The sequence below is a fragment of the Providencia sp. PROV_01 genome (genome assembly GCF_053098325.1).
Window position 1 is genome coordinate 2435042 of the sequence record NZ_JBRFKD010000002.1, and the last position, 16097, is coordinate 2451138.

General features: G+C 43.6%; 10 protein-coding genes. 3 read left to right on the top strand and 7 right to left on the bottom strand.

All coding sequences use genetic code 11. From position 1 onward, the window contains the following. Positions 1-102: 102 nt before the first annotated feature. The 3 genes from ACU696_RS11945 (at position 103) to thiD (ending at position 3489) form a co-directional block, all read left to right on the top strand. Positions 103-1659 carry a YjjI family glycine radical enzyme gene (locus ACU696_RS11945; protein WP_196719470.1) on the top strand — a complete coding sequence of 519 codons (1557 nt, stop codon included), beginning with the start codon at positions 103-105 and terminating at the stop codon, positions 1657-1659. Beyond that, positions 1631-2497: a YjjW family glycine radical enzyme activase gene (locus ACU696_RS11950; RefSeq protein WP_198634837.1), complete on the top strand. Its 867-nt coding sequence runs from the start codon at positions 1631-1633 to the stop codon at positions 2495-2497. Before ACU696_RS11945 ends, ACU696_RS11950 begins: the two co-directional genes overlap by 29 nt. Positions 2498-2691: 194 nt before the next feature. Further along, entirely contained in the window at positions 2692-3489 is a 798-nt protein-coding gene (gene thiD / locus ACU696_RS11955; RefSeq protein ID WP_196719472.1) for a bifunctional hydroxymethylpyrimidine kinase/phosphomethylpyrimidine kinase, read from the top strand. A gap of 46 nt (positions 3490-3535) precedes the next feature. On the opposite strand, the gene yegS is transcribed toward thiD, so the two are convergent. From yegS to ACU696_RS11990, 7 genes are all read right to left on the bottom strand, one after another. After that, positions 3536-4435 carry a lipid kinase YegS gene (gene yegS, locus ACU696_RS11960; RefSeq protein ID WP_004911418.1) on the bottom strand — a complete coding sequence of 300 codons (900 nt, stop codon included), beginning with the start codon at positions 4433-4435 and terminating at the stop codon, positions 3536-3538. Between the two features lie 462 nt (positions 4436-4897). Next, entirely contained in the window at positions 4898-6283 is a 1386-nt protein-coding gene (gene trhP, locus ACU696_RS11965; RefSeq protein ID WP_110731980.1) for a prephenate-dependent tRNA uridine(34) hydroxylase TrhP, read from the bottom strand. Between the two features lie 128 nt (positions 6284-6411). Further along, positions 6412-7107 (bottom strand): envelope stress response regulator BaeR, encoded by a 696-nt coding sequence (gene baeR / locus ACU696_RS11970; protein ID WP_109912428.1) that lies wholly within the window; start codon positions 7105-7107, stop codon positions 6412-6414. Next, positions 7104-8492, bottom strand: a complete 1389-nt coding sequence (gene baeS, locus ACU696_RS11975) for an envelope stress sensor histidine kinase BaeS (RefSeq protein ID WP_109912429.1) — start codon at positions 8490-8492, stop codon at positions 7104-7106. The genes baeR and baeS overlap by 4 nt, the downstream gene beginning before the upstream one ends. Further along, on the bottom strand, positions 8482-11583 hold the full coding sequence (gene mdtC / locus ACU696_RS11980) for a multidrug efflux RND transporter permease subunit MdtC (RefSeq protein ID WP_447343116.1): 3102 nt from the start codon (positions 11581-11583) through the stop codon (positions 8482-8484). Before mdtC ends, baeS begins: the two co-directional genes overlap by 11 nt. Then, complete coding sequence (locus ACU696_RS11985) at positions 11583-14705, bottom strand: MdtB/MuxB family multidrug efflux RND transporter permease subunit (RefSeq protein WP_004911400.1); 3123 nt, start codon at positions 14703-14705, stop codon at positions 11583-11585. Before ACU696_RS11985 ends, mdtC begins: the two co-directional genes overlap by 1 nt. Then, positions 14705-15949, bottom strand: coding sequence for an MdtA/MuxA family multidrug efflux RND transporter periplasmic adaptor subunit (locus tag ACU696_RS11990; protein ID WP_109912431.1), 1245 nt, complete (start codon positions 15947-15949; stop codon positions 14705-14707). The genes ACU696_RS11985 and ACU696_RS11990 overlap by 1 nt, the downstream gene beginning before the upstream one ends. Positions 15950-16097 lie beyond the last annotated feature (148 nt).

A 16097-nucleotide genomic window follows, 5' to 3' on the forward strand; every position in this document is an offset into this window, starting at 1 on the left:
AGTTGCTGCATGTCAACACGGCTAGGAGCTAGTTTTTGAAAGTTTATGGCATATACATTGCTGTAAGCAACGTTAGCTTCTAACGAAAAAAGGAACATCACCATGATGAAACGCCAAGAACCACTGACTGAATACCAAGCTAAATGCTTGGCTATCGCCACAGATAAAATATTATCACCAAAACAAAAAGCCAATTTTTTAGCGGTAGAAGCGGATAGCCACATTCCCTATCTTGCGGTGAGCGAACCCCTCGCAGAGGCGTTAAGTGAACGTGTTATTTGTGATATGTATGAAGGAAATGCACCATATAAGCCGCGCTATGTGTTGCCTGACTATGTAAAATACCTCAATCAAGGTTCAACATACTTAGAATTAGCCCCTGCAGAGGACTTTGATGATGCGCTTAATCATCTGATGATTTTGTATCATCACGTTCCGTCGGTAACCAATTTCCCTGTATTTTTAGGGTACTTAGATAAAGTACTCATGCCATATGTAGGTGAGTTGACAGAAGAACAATTGTATCCAAAATTAAAAAGATTTTGGATACAATTAGACCGAACTCTACCTGATGCCTTTATGCATGCCAATATTGGGCCGGATGACAACGTGATTTGCCGTTTGATTTTACGTATCGATGCGGAATTGAAACAAGTAGCACCTAACCTGACATTTGTTTACCACCCACAGCGCACACCTGAATCACTTTTCTTACAAGCGATTGAAAATATTTGTGAATGTAGCAAACCGCATATTGCGAATGATATTATTCATCGTGCTGCATTTGATGAACAAGGTTACGGCATTGTCAGCTGTTATAATGCATTGCCTGTTGCAGGTGGAGGAAGCACTTTAGTCCGTATTAATTTGCGCGAGGTTGCATTACGCAGTCAAAATTCAGTTGATTTTTTAAATGTGCAATTGAAAAAGTATTGTGAGTTACAAATGGAACTCATAGAAACACGTAGCGCATTTTTATTTGAGGAATCAAACTTCTTCCAAACCAGTTTTCTTGTCCAAGAAGGGTTAATAGAACCAGAACGCTTTGCCCCGATGTTTGGTATTTATGGTTTAGCCGAAGCCGTGAATATCCTCATGGAAAAAGACGGAGCGAAAGGCGCATATCAAGCAAATTCACCCGCCTTACCACTGTCTTATCAAATCAGTGAACAGTTGGCAGACTTTGTCGAAACCACACCTGTTAAATATGGTTATAAAAACCGAGCCATGCTCCATGCTCAATCTGGGATCAGTTCGGATATAGGAACTACACCGGGGGCTCGCATTCCATACGGTGAAGAGCCGGATCCTGTTTCGCATATCCAAGCCGTAGCTCCTCATCACAAACACTATTTATCTGGGATCAGTGACATTTTAACCATCGATGAAACGATTAAACAAAACCCGCAAGCACTAATGCAATTATGCAAAGGGGCATTTAGCTGTGGAATGCGTGAGTTTACTGCAAACGTGGCGAGTAATGATTTAGTCCGTGTTACTGGCTACATGGTACGTCTGTCGGATATCGAAAAATACAAAGAACAAGGTTCTAGAAGTAACACTACCTGGTTAGGGGAGGAAGCGACTAAGAACTGTAAAATTACAGCCCGTCAGCAACGAGTAATTAGTCATGAGCAATCGATGCGCTACGCTGAATAAGGTTATTCCTTTTTCCTGTGTAGATGGGCCGGGTAATCGGCATGTTATCTTTTTGCAAGGTTGCAATTTACGGTGTTTGAATTGCCATAATCCATATACCATGGCGCTTTGTGACCATTGTGGGGACTGTGTTTTTACCTGTCCTCACAATGGGTTATCGTTTGTAGATGGTCAGGTTATCTGGGATAGCGATGCCTGCCAGCTTTGTGATACCTGTTTACAAACTTGCACTAAAAATTCAAGCCCGATGACGGTGCCATTAAGTGTTAATGACGCCATCAATGACTTGAAAAAAAATGTTATTTTCCTGAATGGAGTAACGATCAGTGGTGGGGAAGCAACAACACAATTACCTTTTATTATTGAATTATTTAAAGCAATTAAGGCTACACCGGAGCTCAAGCATTTAACCTGCTTTATTGACAGTAATGGGCATCTGGCTTCTGCGGGTTGGAATAAAGTGATTGAGTATACGGATGGCGTGATGATTGACCTGAAATCATGGAGTGATGAGTGTGCTTTAAGGCTAACAGGAAAAGATAACCAGCGTGTTTTTCAATCAATTCAATATTTGGGGCAAGCGGGGAAATTGTATGAATTGCGTTTATTGTATATTCCTCAGCAAACAGATTACTTAGAGCATATTGATAAACTTGCTGATTTCCTAAATCAATTGCCTACAAACACACGGATAAAGATTAACGCCTTTCAACAACATGGCGTAAAAAATGAAGCAGCTAGCTGGCCTGCGGCAACCCAAACAGAAGTGGAGGCATTCGCTCAACTATTACGACAACGAGGCGTTGGTCATATTCATTTGCCTAATGTGTACTTATAAATCATGTCAATTTTTCCTGTGTGAGATATCCTCTCTTTTTATCTAACTCATTAAAATTCATTCACTAACCGCTGGTATTTGTTAAATGTTATGAGACAATTAAGGCGGTTTTATTGTTTGGTTTAAAATGATGTCAGTAAACCTTGCTTATCAATCTATTCAATTGCTTTAGCCGACGAAAAGGGGAATCACACATGAGGATCAATGCGTTAACCATAGCCGGAACAGACCCATCGGGTGGGGCGGGTATTCAGGCAGATTTAAAAACGTTCTCTGCATTAGAGGCTTATGGTACGAGTGTGATGACAGCATTGGTGGCTCAAAATACCCGAGGTGTGCAATCTGTTCAAGACTTACCCCCTGAATTTGTAGCGGCACAATTAGACTCGGTTCTCAGTGATGTGCGAATTGATAGCGCAAAAATCGGTATGCTGTTTAACCAAAGTAATGTCGCAGTTGTGGCGAATGCACTGAAACAATATCCTATTCCGTATGTGGTATTGGACACTGTAATGGTGGCTAAAAGTGGCGACCCGTTGCTATTACCAGATGCGGTTGATGCGCTACGTCAACAGTTATTACCCCTCGTTTCTATTATTACACCAAATCTACCCGAAGCCGCGGTATTGTTAGACGAAAAAGTCGCACAAACAGAAAGCCAAATGCTGACTCAAGGGTATAAATTGCTTGAGAAAGGTTGCCAAGCGGTATTGATGAAAGGTGGTCATCTAAGTGATGCTGAAAGCCCAGATTGGTTAATCACACCAGAAGGTGAATGGCGTTTTACGTCAGCTCGTATAAATACTAAAAATACCCATGGTACAGGGTGTACTTTGTCAGCAGCTTTAGCTGCATTGCGCCCTCGTTGCGCTTCTTGGCAAGAAGCGGTTACGCAGGCTAAAGCGTATTTACAAGCCGCGTTAGAACAAGCGGATAGCTTAGAGGTTGGAAAGGGAATTGGTCCTGTGCATCACTTCCATGCATGGTGGTAACCTTAAAAGATTGAAAGCCCAAATACTTGGGCTTTCATATTATGCTTTAAGTTAATAAGTTACATTGAGGAGGTAACCGGCACTGAATGGCGTTTGGCTGCACTGAGAACGTAAAGGTATCTCCCGAGAGTGGCTCACCATCAAGGTTTAAGATCATATCGTGAGGAGATGAAATTTTTACCCACGATAATTGCTTTTCAACTAAGTGTTCGTTTTTATCAGCTGAAAATAAATTCGATAAAAATGCGGGTATCACATCCCTTGCAGGAATAATCAGTAAATTTAATGCACCGTCATTAATGAGTGCTTGTGGTGTCAATTGCTGACCTCCTCCAGCTTGTCGGCCGTTTCCGACAGCAATGACTAACGTTTCTCCCTCCCAACTAAAATTTTCCCCTTCAATATGGCAAATGTCTGTTTTTAGTGTGTCAGGACGCAGTAAGCCATTTATCACGTAAGCCGCTCCCCCTAATGCTGACTTTAGTGCTTCTGGTGTTTCGGTGGTAATACGTGTCCCAAAGCCGCCAGTGGCCATATTGAGGAAATAATATTGCTCATTGACTTGCGCAATATCAATAGGCACAGCTTTGCCTTTTAATGAGAGTGCTAGGGCAGATTCAATATCCATTGGGATATTCGCGCTAGTGGCAAAATCATTTGCTGTACCCATCGGAAGGACCCCTAAAGCAGGACGAGACTCACTAGGGAACTTCATCAGGGTGCTGGCAACCGCATTCACTGTGCCATCACCTCCGGCGGCAATAATGGTATCAACACCATGTTTTATCGCCTGAGAAATAAAATAATGCGTATCATCCAGCTCCCAAGGAATACGGACTTGAATTTTATGGCCTTCTTTACGCAGGTGAGTAATGGCTTTTCGCAGCTCAATGTGATTTGCTTGTTTACCATTAAGAATAACCATGGCTGACTGATATTGATTCATAAATACCCATCCATTTGGCTTAACGTATGTCAAATATTCGTTAAAATGAGTATAAATGGATTAATAAAATATTGATGAGCTTTTTTTAGTTTTTTTACAGAAATAGAGTTAACAAGAGAAATGAAATAAAGTAGCAGATAAAAGAAATGGCTAGCTCAAGGGAGATTGAGCCAGCCAAGGAGGTGGTTCCTAGTCTTATTTTATGACTTTCTAGTTCTTCGTTTTCGAGAGTGACTATACGATATTGAATAACCAATTGATGTGATCTGTTGCATAAAATTGGATATTCAGCGCATTTTTTAATGGAAATGTCAATAACGCGAATGATTATCATATAAGAAAAAAGCATATAAAGTGAAATAATATCGTTTTATATATTAAAAAAAGCCAAAATATCAAAGTATTAAACGATGAGCTTTTGGCTTTTAGTGAACAAGCTATGTAAAAATAACTAAGTGGTGATTAGCCTGCAATTTGATTTTCTGGCTGAGTTTGATGAGGTGCCCGGGTGGTTGTTCCTGCTAGGTTACGGATCAACAAACCAAAATTGACATCAACATCTTCAGGGATTGGCAGATAAACCACATGGCCGTTGCCTGGTGCAACATCAATCGTTTCACCTTTGCGGTTTGTTAAGGCGTCTAAGGTAAAGACGATATTACCCGCAGGTGTCATCATCTCTAAGCTGTCTCCAACGCTAAATTTATTTTTTACATCAACCTCTGCCATACCATTGACACGTTTGCCGGTAAATTCACCCACAAATTGCTGAGTTTCAGAAACAGAGTAGCCATATTCATAGGTTTGATAGGCATCGTGGGTGTGGCGACGTAAGAAGCCTTCAGTATAACCACGGTGCGCTAATCCTTCTAAAGTGGAGAGTAACGTTGGGTCAAAGGGTTTTCCAGCGACAGCATCGTCAATTGCACGTCTATAGACTTGTGCTGTTCGAGCGCAGTAATAAAACGATTTTGTACGGCCTTCAATTTTTAATGAGTGAACACCCATTTTTGTTAAATTTTCTACGTGCTCGATTGCGCGTAAATCCTTTGAGTTCATGATATAAGTGCCATGTTCATCTTCAAAGGCGGTCATATACTCGCCAGGTCGTTTGGCTTCTTCTATCATAAAGACTTTATCTGTTGGCGCACCCGCACCTAAGGTTGGCGTCACATTTTGTACTGGGATGGGCTCATGAATATGGACAATGTTACCCACATCGTCTTCTTTACCTTCTTGTACGTTATATTCCCAGCGGCAAGCATTGGTGCAAGTCCCTTGATTAGGGTCGCGCTTATTAATATAACCGGAAAGTAAACAACGGCCGGAATAGGCCATGCAAAGGGCACCATGGACAAAAACTTCAAGCTCAATTTCCGGTACCTGTTGGCGAATTTCAGCAATTTCGTCGAGGGATAATTCGCGCGATAAGATCACGCGTGTTAAGCCCATTTGTTTCCAGAACTTCACCGATGCCCAGTTAACCGCATTGGCCTGCACAGATAAATGAATATCCATCTCAGGAAACGCTTCACGAACCATCATAATAAGGCCAGGATCAGACATAATCAGTGCATCTGGGCCCATTTCAATGACGGGGGTTAAATCACGAATAAAGGTTTTTAATTTCGCATTGTGAGGGGCAATATTCACGACCACATAAAACTTTTTACCCAGCTCATGGGCTTCTTGAATGCCTTTGGCTAAGTTTTCGTGATTAAATTCGTTATTTCGTACGCGTAAGCTGTAACGAGGCTGGCCTGCATAAACGGCGTCTGCGCCATACGCAAAAGCGTAGCGCATATTTTTTAACGAACCGGCGGGGGATAAAAGCTCTGGTGTAAACATGGTTATTCTCTATCTGATGTCAAGTCAGCACTCACTCATACGAGAGAGTGTTTTTAAGGGATGGGGATTTTACTCCTATTTGCTAAAAAAACCAAATATCCCACAAGAATAGTATGTCTATTGGTTACTTAACATTCATCCCAACGGTAGCCAAGGCCATAGATTGACCGAATAAAAGTTTTTTCGTTATCGAGGGACTCTAATTTACGGCGTAAATTTTTGACGTGGCTATCAATTGTACGGTCTGTTACCACGCGGTGGTCGTCATACAAGATATCCAGTAACTGGTCGCGAGAAAATACCATGCCTGCATTATCAGACATAAATTTAAGCAACCGAAACTCAGCAGGTGTGAGTTCAAGTAACTGTGAGCCATAGCGTACTTGGAAGGCATTTTCATCGATAATAAGTTTGGTTTGGTTATTGTTGGTCGTTATGTTTGGTTGGCAACGACGTAAAATCGTTTTGACACGAGCCACAACTTCTCGTGGGCTAAATGGTTTACAAATATAGTCATCAGCGCCGATTTCTAACCCTAATAAGCGATCAATCTCTTCAGTTTTTGCCGTCACCATAATAATGGGAACATCACTGAATTTTCGCAGTTCACGACACACTGAAATACCGTCCAGACCCGGTAACATTAAATCTAATAAAATGAGCGCAGGTTGGTGTTGTTTCACATACTCAATGACTTCGTCGCCACGTGCAATTAACGCAGGTTGGTAGTTTGCAGCTTGTAAGTAATCAAACAGCAGTTGGCCTAGTTTGGGTTCATCCTCCACAACCAAAATAGGGGTATTGCTCTGTTCAGCCATGATCATAACCCTTTATCTTTTAATTGAATCGGCAAATTGATGGTAATTTTGACACCTCCTAATGATGACGGTGCTGCAGAAATTGTACCATGATGAGCCTCAACAATATTATAGCAAATGGCCAGTCCTAAACCGGAACCACCACTGGCGCGATTACGTGAGCCTTCAGCGCGATAAAAACGCTCAAATAAATGTTGGCATTGCTCAGCTGTAAGCCCTGGGGCGCTATCTTGCCAAATTATACAGAGCTGGTCTTGGTCTTGTGTGATTTGGATGGCAATTTTACCTTGTGGATCCGTATAGCGTAAGCTGTTTTCCATTAAATTATAGAACAACTGGGTGATGCGATCTGGGTCTGCAAACACGTAGCCTTCTGCAATAAATTTCCGTTCAACTGAAAGTTGTTGGTCTTCTAACCGCCAGCGGGCTTGGCCTATTGCCATTTCAATTAAAGGGATAATATCGGTAAGTTGCATACGGTAGACCAATGAACCTCTATCCGATAATGAGAGCTGGTGGAGGTCATTAACTAGCTTAATTAAAGTTTGGGTTTCATTGAGTAGAGAATTGATTGTTTCGGGAGTGGCTTGCCGGACGCCATCTTGCACTGCTTCTAATTCGCCTCGCAGAACTGATAATGGTGTGCGGAGTTCATGGGAAATATCCGCCATATAGTCACGACGCATTTGTTCGTTTTTTTCGAGAGTCGAGGCCAGATGGTTAAAATCTTTAGCCAGTTGCCCTAGTTCATCGCGGCCAGATTCAGGAACTCGTGTAGCAAAGTCACCATTGGCGAGCCGGTTAGTGCCCTCGAGTAACCGCTTAATCGGTTTTAAAAAGCTACGAGCAAGGAACAATGTGGCAATCAGAGCCACAAACAAAGACAGCCCAGCGATGATCCAACTGGTATACATTTGCTTGGTATCAAAACGGCGGTCAAGGGCGCTGCTAATTCCTGTTTCATAACTGGCAACGAGCCAGCCGACGGTATCGCCATTGCTAGTAACAATAGGTTCACGAAGAACTTTACTCGGCAAGGGCGTGTCTTGCCCGAAAATGAGTCGGTCTTGTGTATCATAAACCCAAAAAAAGGTTCGCCAGCGTTGGCGCATCGGGCCACGATGTTGTTGATGTTCTACAGAACGCAAAATGCGAAAGAAAATGCGATCATTACCAATCAAAAACCTCCAATTGCCCATTTCTTCATATTGTTCCGCAAGGGCAGAAGAAACCAGCTCAACGCGTTGTTGATCATTTTCTTTAATATAATCAATAAAGCCGTGCTGGAAACTCATGCGTACGCCTTGGTGCATAATCAGCACTAACAACAAGCATGTCGCAAAAATAGCCAGAAAAAGCCGAGTACTCACGCTATTCAACCTAAGCTTCATGGGTATCCTCCGCAATTTGCTGCGTTACTGATTTCTTGCGCTGCCAACGTTGTCTCAAGCTATCAAAACTTAAATACACAACAGGGGTGGTAAATAACGTTAGCAATTGGCTCATTATTAAGCCACCGACAATGGTGATCCCGAGAGGTTGACGGAGTTCTGCGCCATCACCACTACCCAACATTAACGGTAATGCACCAAAAATAGCTGCGAGTGTTGTCATCAAAATAGGGCGAAAACGTAATAAACTGGCACGAAAGATGGCTTCTCGGGCGGTTAAACCCGCCGTTCTCTGGGCTTGAATGGCAAAATCCACCATAATAATCGCGTTCTTCTTGACGATCCCAATTAATAGCATGATGCCAATTAAGGCGATTAAACTAAATGGCGTATCAAATAATTCAAGAGCTAATAATGCCCCGACACCTGCAGAGGGTAGGGTTGATAAAATAGTCAGTGGGTGAATATAACTTTCATATAATATACCCAGAACCAAATAAACGGTCACAATGGCGGCTAAAATTAAAAACAATTGTGACTGTAAGGTTTCTTGGAATATTTGTGCCGTTCCTGCAAAAGTGCCTCTTACCGTCGATGGTACGCCAAGTGCAGTCATGGTTTTTTCAATTTCGACAATGGCATCATTTAAGGTATAGCCGTCCGCAACATTAAACGCGATAGTGGATGAAGCAGATAGCCCTTGGTGATTCACACTTAGCGGTGCGTTTGCGGGTTGCCAACGTGCAAAATAAGACAGTGGGATAGCGTCTCCATCTTTGTTGATGACAAACATTTTGTCGAGAGCACTGACATCTTGCGTATATTCAGGAGCAACTTCCATCACGACTTTATATTGGTTCATCGCCTCATAAATAGTGGAAACTTGGCGTTGGCCAAATGCGTTGTTAAGCAGACTGTTAGCTTCACGGACATCGATACCTAGCTGGACCATTAAGTCCCTATCGTAGGTGATCGCCATTTCCGCGCCTTTGTCTTCCTTATCCGAGTTCACATCTGTTAGCTGTGGCAATTCACCGAGTGCTTTACGAATAGCGGGTTCCCAGTCACGCAATGCTGAAAGTTCATCTGCAAGCAGGGTAAACTGGTAACTGGCATTGGCCTGTCGACCTCCCACACGAATATCTTGTACTGGCATCATAAACAGGTTAGCCCCAGGCTCATTGGCTAATTTCATGCGTAACCGATTAATGACTTCAGCTGAACTTTCAGTACGTTCACCCAGTGGTTTTAATGAGATATACATAAAACCGCTGTTTACTCGGCTACCGCCAGTAAAACCGGTGACATTATCCGTCGCTGGGTCGGCTTTAACTTGCTGCATAAAACGGGTCATTTTTTCTTTCATTGACTGAAATGAAATGCTTTGGTCTGCGCGCACAAAGCCCAGCACTCGGCCAGTATCTTGTTCAGGAAAGAAAGTCTTCGGAACGGTGATATACAGGTAAACATTTAAGCCGATTGTGGCAAATAGCACCGCGAGAACACTCCGGCGATGTCCGAGCACCCAATTTAAAGCGACACCATAGCTTTCTTGCAAACGCAGTAACACACGTCCAAACCCACGATGTTTGGCTTTGACGTTGCGAGGACGTTTCTTCAGTAAATAAGCACACATCATGGGGGTGAGCGTTAGCGAAATCACCAATGAAATACCGATAGCGGTTGCAAGGGTAATAGCAAATTCGCGAAATAAGCGCCCGACTAGCCCATCCATTAGCAATAGGGGAATAAAAACAGCCACCAAAGAAATGCTCATGGAAACGACAGTAAAGCCGACTTCATGCACGCCTTTAACCGCGGCAATAAACGGTTTTGTGCCATTTTCGATATGACGTGAGATATTTTCTAATACCACAATCGCATCATCGACCACAAAGCCAGTCGCAACCGTTAGTGCCATCAATGACAAGTTATTTAAACTAAAGCCACATAAATACATGGCCGTAAAAGTTCCAATCAATGAGACGGGGACGGCAACAGCAGGGATCAAAGTAGCGCGACCTGAACGTAAGAATAGCAACACAACGAGGATCACCAAGGCAACGGCAATCAGTAGGGCGCGCTCGACTTCCGCTAAAGACGCGCGGATGGTCGGTGTCCTATCTTGTGCTACTTTTAACTCAATGGCGGCGGGGATCATATCATTGAATTCGGGTAATTCATCACGAATACGGTTAACCGTTTCAATGATATTGGCACCCGCTTCACGACGAATGACAATCAAAATAGCCGGTTTACCGTCTGCCATACCTGCCGCACGCACGTTTTCAATGGAATCTTTAACATTGGCGACATCGCTGAGTTTAACGGCATTACCTTGGCTATAATGAACAATAATGGGTCGATAATCTGCGGCTTTTTTTAGTTCATCATTGGTCTGTACCTGATAACGTTTTTCGTCATCATTGATATAGCCTTGCGGTTGGCGAACGTTAGCATTGCTGATGGCTGAGCGCACGGCATCAAGGGAAACCCCTTGGTTAAATAGGGCGGTTGGGTTGAGTTCAACGCGTACGGCAGGGAGCGAGCCTCCCCCCACAGAAACTTCACTAACCCCTTCAATTTGGGCAATTCGTTGGGCTAAACGCGTCGAAGCAATATCATAAATTTCGCCAGTATTTAGAGTGTCTGAGGTCATGGTCAAAATCATAATTGGCGCATCAGACGGGTTTGACTTGTAATAACGTGGACGGCTTGGCATACCGCTGGGTAGCAGGTTCTGTGCGGCATTAATTGCGGCTTGAACTTCGCGTGCAGCGTTATTAATGTCTTTGTCGAGATTGAACTCTAGTGTAATGGTGGTTCGCCCAAGCGCACTGCTTGAGGTCATTTCACTGATCCCAGCAATACTGCCTAAAGAGCGTTCAAGTGGCGTCGCAACGGAGGACGCCATAGTTTCGGGTGATGCCCCTGGAAGTGACGCTGTCACGTTAATCACAGGGTAATCCACTTGTGGCAACGGAGAAACGGGTAAAAACAGAAAGCTCAGGGCACCACACAAAGTAATCGCAACGCTGATAAGCGTCGTTGCTACCGGTCGGCTAATAAACAGAGCAAAAAAGCGCTTCATTATGACACCTGTGCCTTCTTCGCTTGGCGACGGTCTTTAAAGTAATGAGAAAGACGGTCGAACAATAAGTAAATAACCGGTGTGGTAAATAAAGTGAGGATTTGGCTCATAATTAAGCCACCAACCATACAAATCCCTAATGGTTGACGTAATTCTGCACCTACACCAGTACTCAGCATCAATGGTAAGGCACCCAGCAAGGCCGCCATGGTGGTCATTAGAATTGGGCGAAAACGCAGCAAGCAAGCTTGATAGATGGCATCATAAGGGGACATTCCCTGTTCACGCTCCGCGGCAAGGGCAAAGTCAATCATCATAATGGCATTCTTTTTCACAATGCCAATTAGTAAGATGATGCCGATGACCGCGATGACATCAAGGTCTTTCCCTGCCATCATTAAAGCAAGTAATGCACCAACTCCGGCTGTCGGTAGGGTAGATAAAATCGTAATCGGGTGGATAAAACTCTCATATAAAATGCCCAATACGATATACATCGCCACAATGGCAGCTGCAATTAACCAAATAGTACTGCTCAGTGCCGCTTCAAAGGCTAAAGTCGCTCCTTGGAATTGCGTTGTAATAGATTTTGGCATCGCAATTTGAGATTCGGCCAATTTCACTGCATTGACAGCTGACTCTAGAGAAGCGCCATCCGCTACATTAAACGAAAAAGTCACCGCGGGAAATTGGTCTAGGTGATTAATGGCTAATGGCCCATTACCTTCTTGAATGTTCACTAAAGTACTCAGTGGTACAATGGCACCATCAGTCCCTTTTAGACGGATATCATTCAGCGCATCCATACCATCACGGGTTTGTGTGTCATGTTCTAATATCACACGATATTGATTTGACTGCGTATAGATAGTCGAAATCATTCGCTGCCCAAACGCATTATATAAGGCGTTATCAATAGCCGACATCGTGATACCAAAACGGCTTGCCGTATCACGATTAACATTCACATAGGCAACTAACCCTTTATTTTGCCAATCACTACTGACATCGGTGAGTTCAGGTTGTTGTTCTAGGGCATCTAACAAGCGTGGAACCCAAGTGGTTAATTCTTCTAATGAACCAGCCTGTAAAGTAAATTGATACTGTGTGCGCGCTACTTGCGTATCGATGGTGAGATCTTGCATGGGTTGCAGATAGAGATTCACTCCAGCAATGTTATCAACGGATTGCTGGAGACGATCAATAATCGCCATCACTCTGTCTTCACGCTCATCAAGAGGCTTTAATGTAATTTGGAGACGCGCATTGTTTAATGTCGGGTTGCTGCCATCAACACCCACATAGGTGGTGACATTGTCGACTGCAGGATCTGCTAATAATTTTGACGCGACTTCTTGCTGCTTTTGCGCCATGGCTGCAAATGAAATAGATTGGCGGCTTTCAATTGAGCCCTGAATAATTCCACTGTCTTGCAAAGGGAAAAACCCTTTTGGGATCCACAGATACAGTAAAACAGTCAGCACCATGGTACCTAGCGCCACAGAAAGGGTTAACCATTGGTGATTAAGAATACGTTTTAACCAAATTGCGTATCCAGCAACCATACGGTCAAAGAAGCGCTCACACGCTAGTTCAAAACGGTTATGTTTATGCTGCGACTCCGGTTTTAATAAACGCGCACACATCATTGGCGTTAGCGTCAATGAGACGACAGCAGAGATCAAAATAGCCACGGCTAGGGTAATGGCAAACTCGCGGAATAACCGGCCGACAATATCCCCCATAAATAACAGTGGGATTAATACTGCAACCAAGGAAAAGGTGAGGGAAATAATGGTAAATCCGATTTCACCAGCCCCTTTGAGTGCGGCGACCAGCGGTTTATCGCCTTGCTCTAAGTAGCGAGAAATATTTTCAATCACCACTATCGCATCATCGACCACAAAACCGGTGGCGATGGTTAAAGCCATTAGGGTGAGGTTATTGACAGAAAAACCACAGAAATACATCACTGCAAAGGTGCCAACAAGTGACAACGGTACGGCAATACCCGGTATTAAGGTGGCAATTCCATTGCGTAAAAACAAGTAAATCACCATCACTACGAGGGCGATGGCTAGCATTAATTCAAATTGGACATCATTAACGGATGCACGAATGGTACTGGTTCTATCGGTTAAAATTTCGACATTAACCGATTTAGGTAAGCTTTCAATCAATTCGGGCAATAGCGTACGAATGGTATCTGTGGTTTCAATCACGTTAGCGCCGGGCTGTCGCTGAACATTGATCACAATCGCTTGCTCATTATTCGCCCATGCACCTAAATAGGCATTTTCAGCACCTTGTGCAATGGTTGCAATATCACCTAAACGTACCGGCGCACCATTTTGGAAGGCCACAATAAGTTGACGATAGTCGTCAAGTGACTTCATTTGGTCGTTAGCAGACAGCGTTACCGCGCGCGTAGGGCCATCGAAACTCCCTTTTGCGGAGTTGACGTTCGCATTATTAATGGCAAGGCGAATTGTTTCGCTATCTAGCCCTTTAGCAGCCATGGCTTGTGGGTTGATATTCACACGAACAGCAGGACGTTGGCCGCCGGCTAACGTCACTAAGCCCACTCCATTTACTTGGGATATCTTCTGGGCAATTCGCGTTTCAATAATATCCTGTACTTGCGTTAACGGCATTGCATCAGAGGTGACCGCTAAGGTGAGTACAGGTGGATCAGCAGGGTTTACCTTATTATAAATTGGAGGATAGGGTAAATCCGAAGGTAGTAAGCTACTGGCAGAATTAATCGCTGCTTGAACTTCTTGTTCGGCAACCTCTAGAGGCAAGGTTAATTGGAACATCAGCGTGATAACGGATGCCCCTCCTGAACTTTGCGATGACATCTGTTTAAGCCCTGACATTTGGCCGAACTGGGTTTCCAGTGGTGCTGTCACTGCCGAGGTCATCACATCAGGGCTGGCGCCTGGGTAAAGGGTAACAACTTGAATCGTTGGGTAATCGACTTCAGGCAGGGCAGAAACAGGTAAGAAGCGATAACCGATGATCCCTGCGAGTAATATAGCCACCATGAATAATGTGGTTGCTACAGGGCGCAAAATAAATAAACGAGAAGGCCCACCGCCTTTTAACATTTCAGGCCGCATTACGCTTTCTCCGCGCTATTAGGTTTACCTTTGCGGGGCTCTTTTTTAGCGATGCCTTCAGGGGTAACAACTTCGACCGTTGTGCCATCGGTGAGTTTATCAACACCATCCGTGATGACTTTGGTATTTGCCGCGAGCCCACTTTCAATAACCACTTGTTGGCTATCTTGCATACCCACGGTTACATTGTGTTTACTGACTTTATTATCATCACTCAGTATCCAAACATAATGGCCTTCATTGCCCATTTGCAGTGCAGCGGTTGGGATCACCACGGCATTTTGCAGCGTTTCAACTTGCATTTTTACGTTAACAAATTGATTAGGAAAAAGTTTTTCTTCTTCATTGGTAAAGCGCGCTTTTATTTTCAGCGTGCCGGTCGCAGCATCAATTTGGTTATCAGTACTGAGTAGCTCACCACTTGCGATTAGCGCGATATTGTTTCTGTCCCAAGCTTCAATCAATACTTTCTCACCAGAGGATTGTGCCTGCTGGATCGCGGGAATATCGCCCTCAGGTAACGCAAAAAGGACATCTGCAGGTTGAGTTTGCGTGATGACGACAAGAGGAGTTGAGGTTCCGGAAGAGATAAAGTTTCCAACATCCACTTGTTTTAAACCCACGCGTCCTGAGATAGGCGCAGTAATTTTACTGTAGGTTAATTGCAGTTTGGCATTATCAACAGCCGCTTGGTCGACTTTAATACTGCCTTGCGCCTGTAATACCGCCGCTTTTTGGTTATCTAACTCTTGTTGCGAAATCACTTTAGTACCAGCAAGCTTTTGATAACGAGCTAAATCTAATTGTGCATTTGCTAATGTTGCTTTGTCTTTTGCCAATTGCCCCTCTGCTTGTGATAGCTGAACTTCAAATGGGCGAGGGTCAATCTGTGCCAATAAATCTCCCTTATTGACGTATTGCCCTTCGGTAAAATACAGCTGCATTAACTGGCCTTCAACACGACTGGTTACAGTGACAACATTCGCGGCTTGGACTGTGCCTAAACCCGATAAAAAGCGCGGAACGACTTTTTGTTCTGCGACGGCAAATTGTACAGGGGCTAAAACACGTGGTGGGCGGCCCATTGCACTTCGCTGTGAGTTTGGTTTTGCTACGGCGTCAGTAGATTGTGTATCTGATTGTTTTTCTTGATGATAAAAATACCAAGAAGCGCCAGCTGCCGCAATAATGGCAATAAAAATGGCAGAGCGAATAAAAGGTTTACGTTGTTTTTGTTTATTCATTTTGGGTAATTCGCTTAACTCAAAAAAGTGGATGAGATCCGTCAGGCTGTATACTAAAAAACTAACAAAAAAGAGTCAGTTAGACATATTAGTAGTTTAACGTGATAGGTACAAAGAAAAATGGAGGAAATATGAATAAGTGTCAATT

Coding starts and splice junctions, on each gene's coding strand:
- mdtC (WP_447343116.1), bottom strand. CDS start 11,583: ATGAAGCGCTTTTTTGCTCTGTTTATTAGCCGACCGGTAGCAACGACG.
- ACU696_RS11985 (WP_004911400.1), bottom strand. CDS start 14,705: ATGCGGCCTGAAATGTTAAAAGGCGGTGGGCCTTCTCGTTTATTTATT.
- yegS (WP_004911418.1), bottom strand. CDS start 4,435: ATGAATCAATATCAGTCAGCCATGGTTATTCTTAATGGTAAACAAGCA.
- ACU696_RS11950 (WP_198634837.1), top strand. CDS start 1,631: ATGAGCAATCGATGCGCTACGCTGAATAAGGTTATTCCTTTTTCCTGT.
- baeS (WP_109912429.1), bottom strand. CDS start 8,492: ATGAAGCTTAGGTTGAATAGCGTGAGTACTCGGCTTTTTCTGGCTATT.
- baeR (WP_109912428.1), bottom strand. CDS start 7,107: ATGATCATGGCTGAACAGAGCAATACCCCTATTTTGGTTGTGGAGGAT.
- trhP (WP_110731980.1), bottom strand. CDS start 6,283: ATGTTTACACCAGAGCTTTTATCCCCCGCCGGTTCGTTAAAAAATATG.
- ACU696_RS11990 (WP_109912431.1), bottom strand. CDS start 15,949: ATGAATAAACAAAAACAACGTAAACCTTTTATTCGCTCTGCCATTTTT.
- ACU696_RS11945 (WP_196719470.1), top strand. CDS start 103: ATGATGAAACGCCAAGAACCACTGACTGAATACCAAGCTAAATGCTTG.
- thiD (WP_196719472.1), top strand. CDS start 2,692: ATGAGGATCAATGCGTTAACCATAGCCGGAACAGACCCATCGGGTGGG.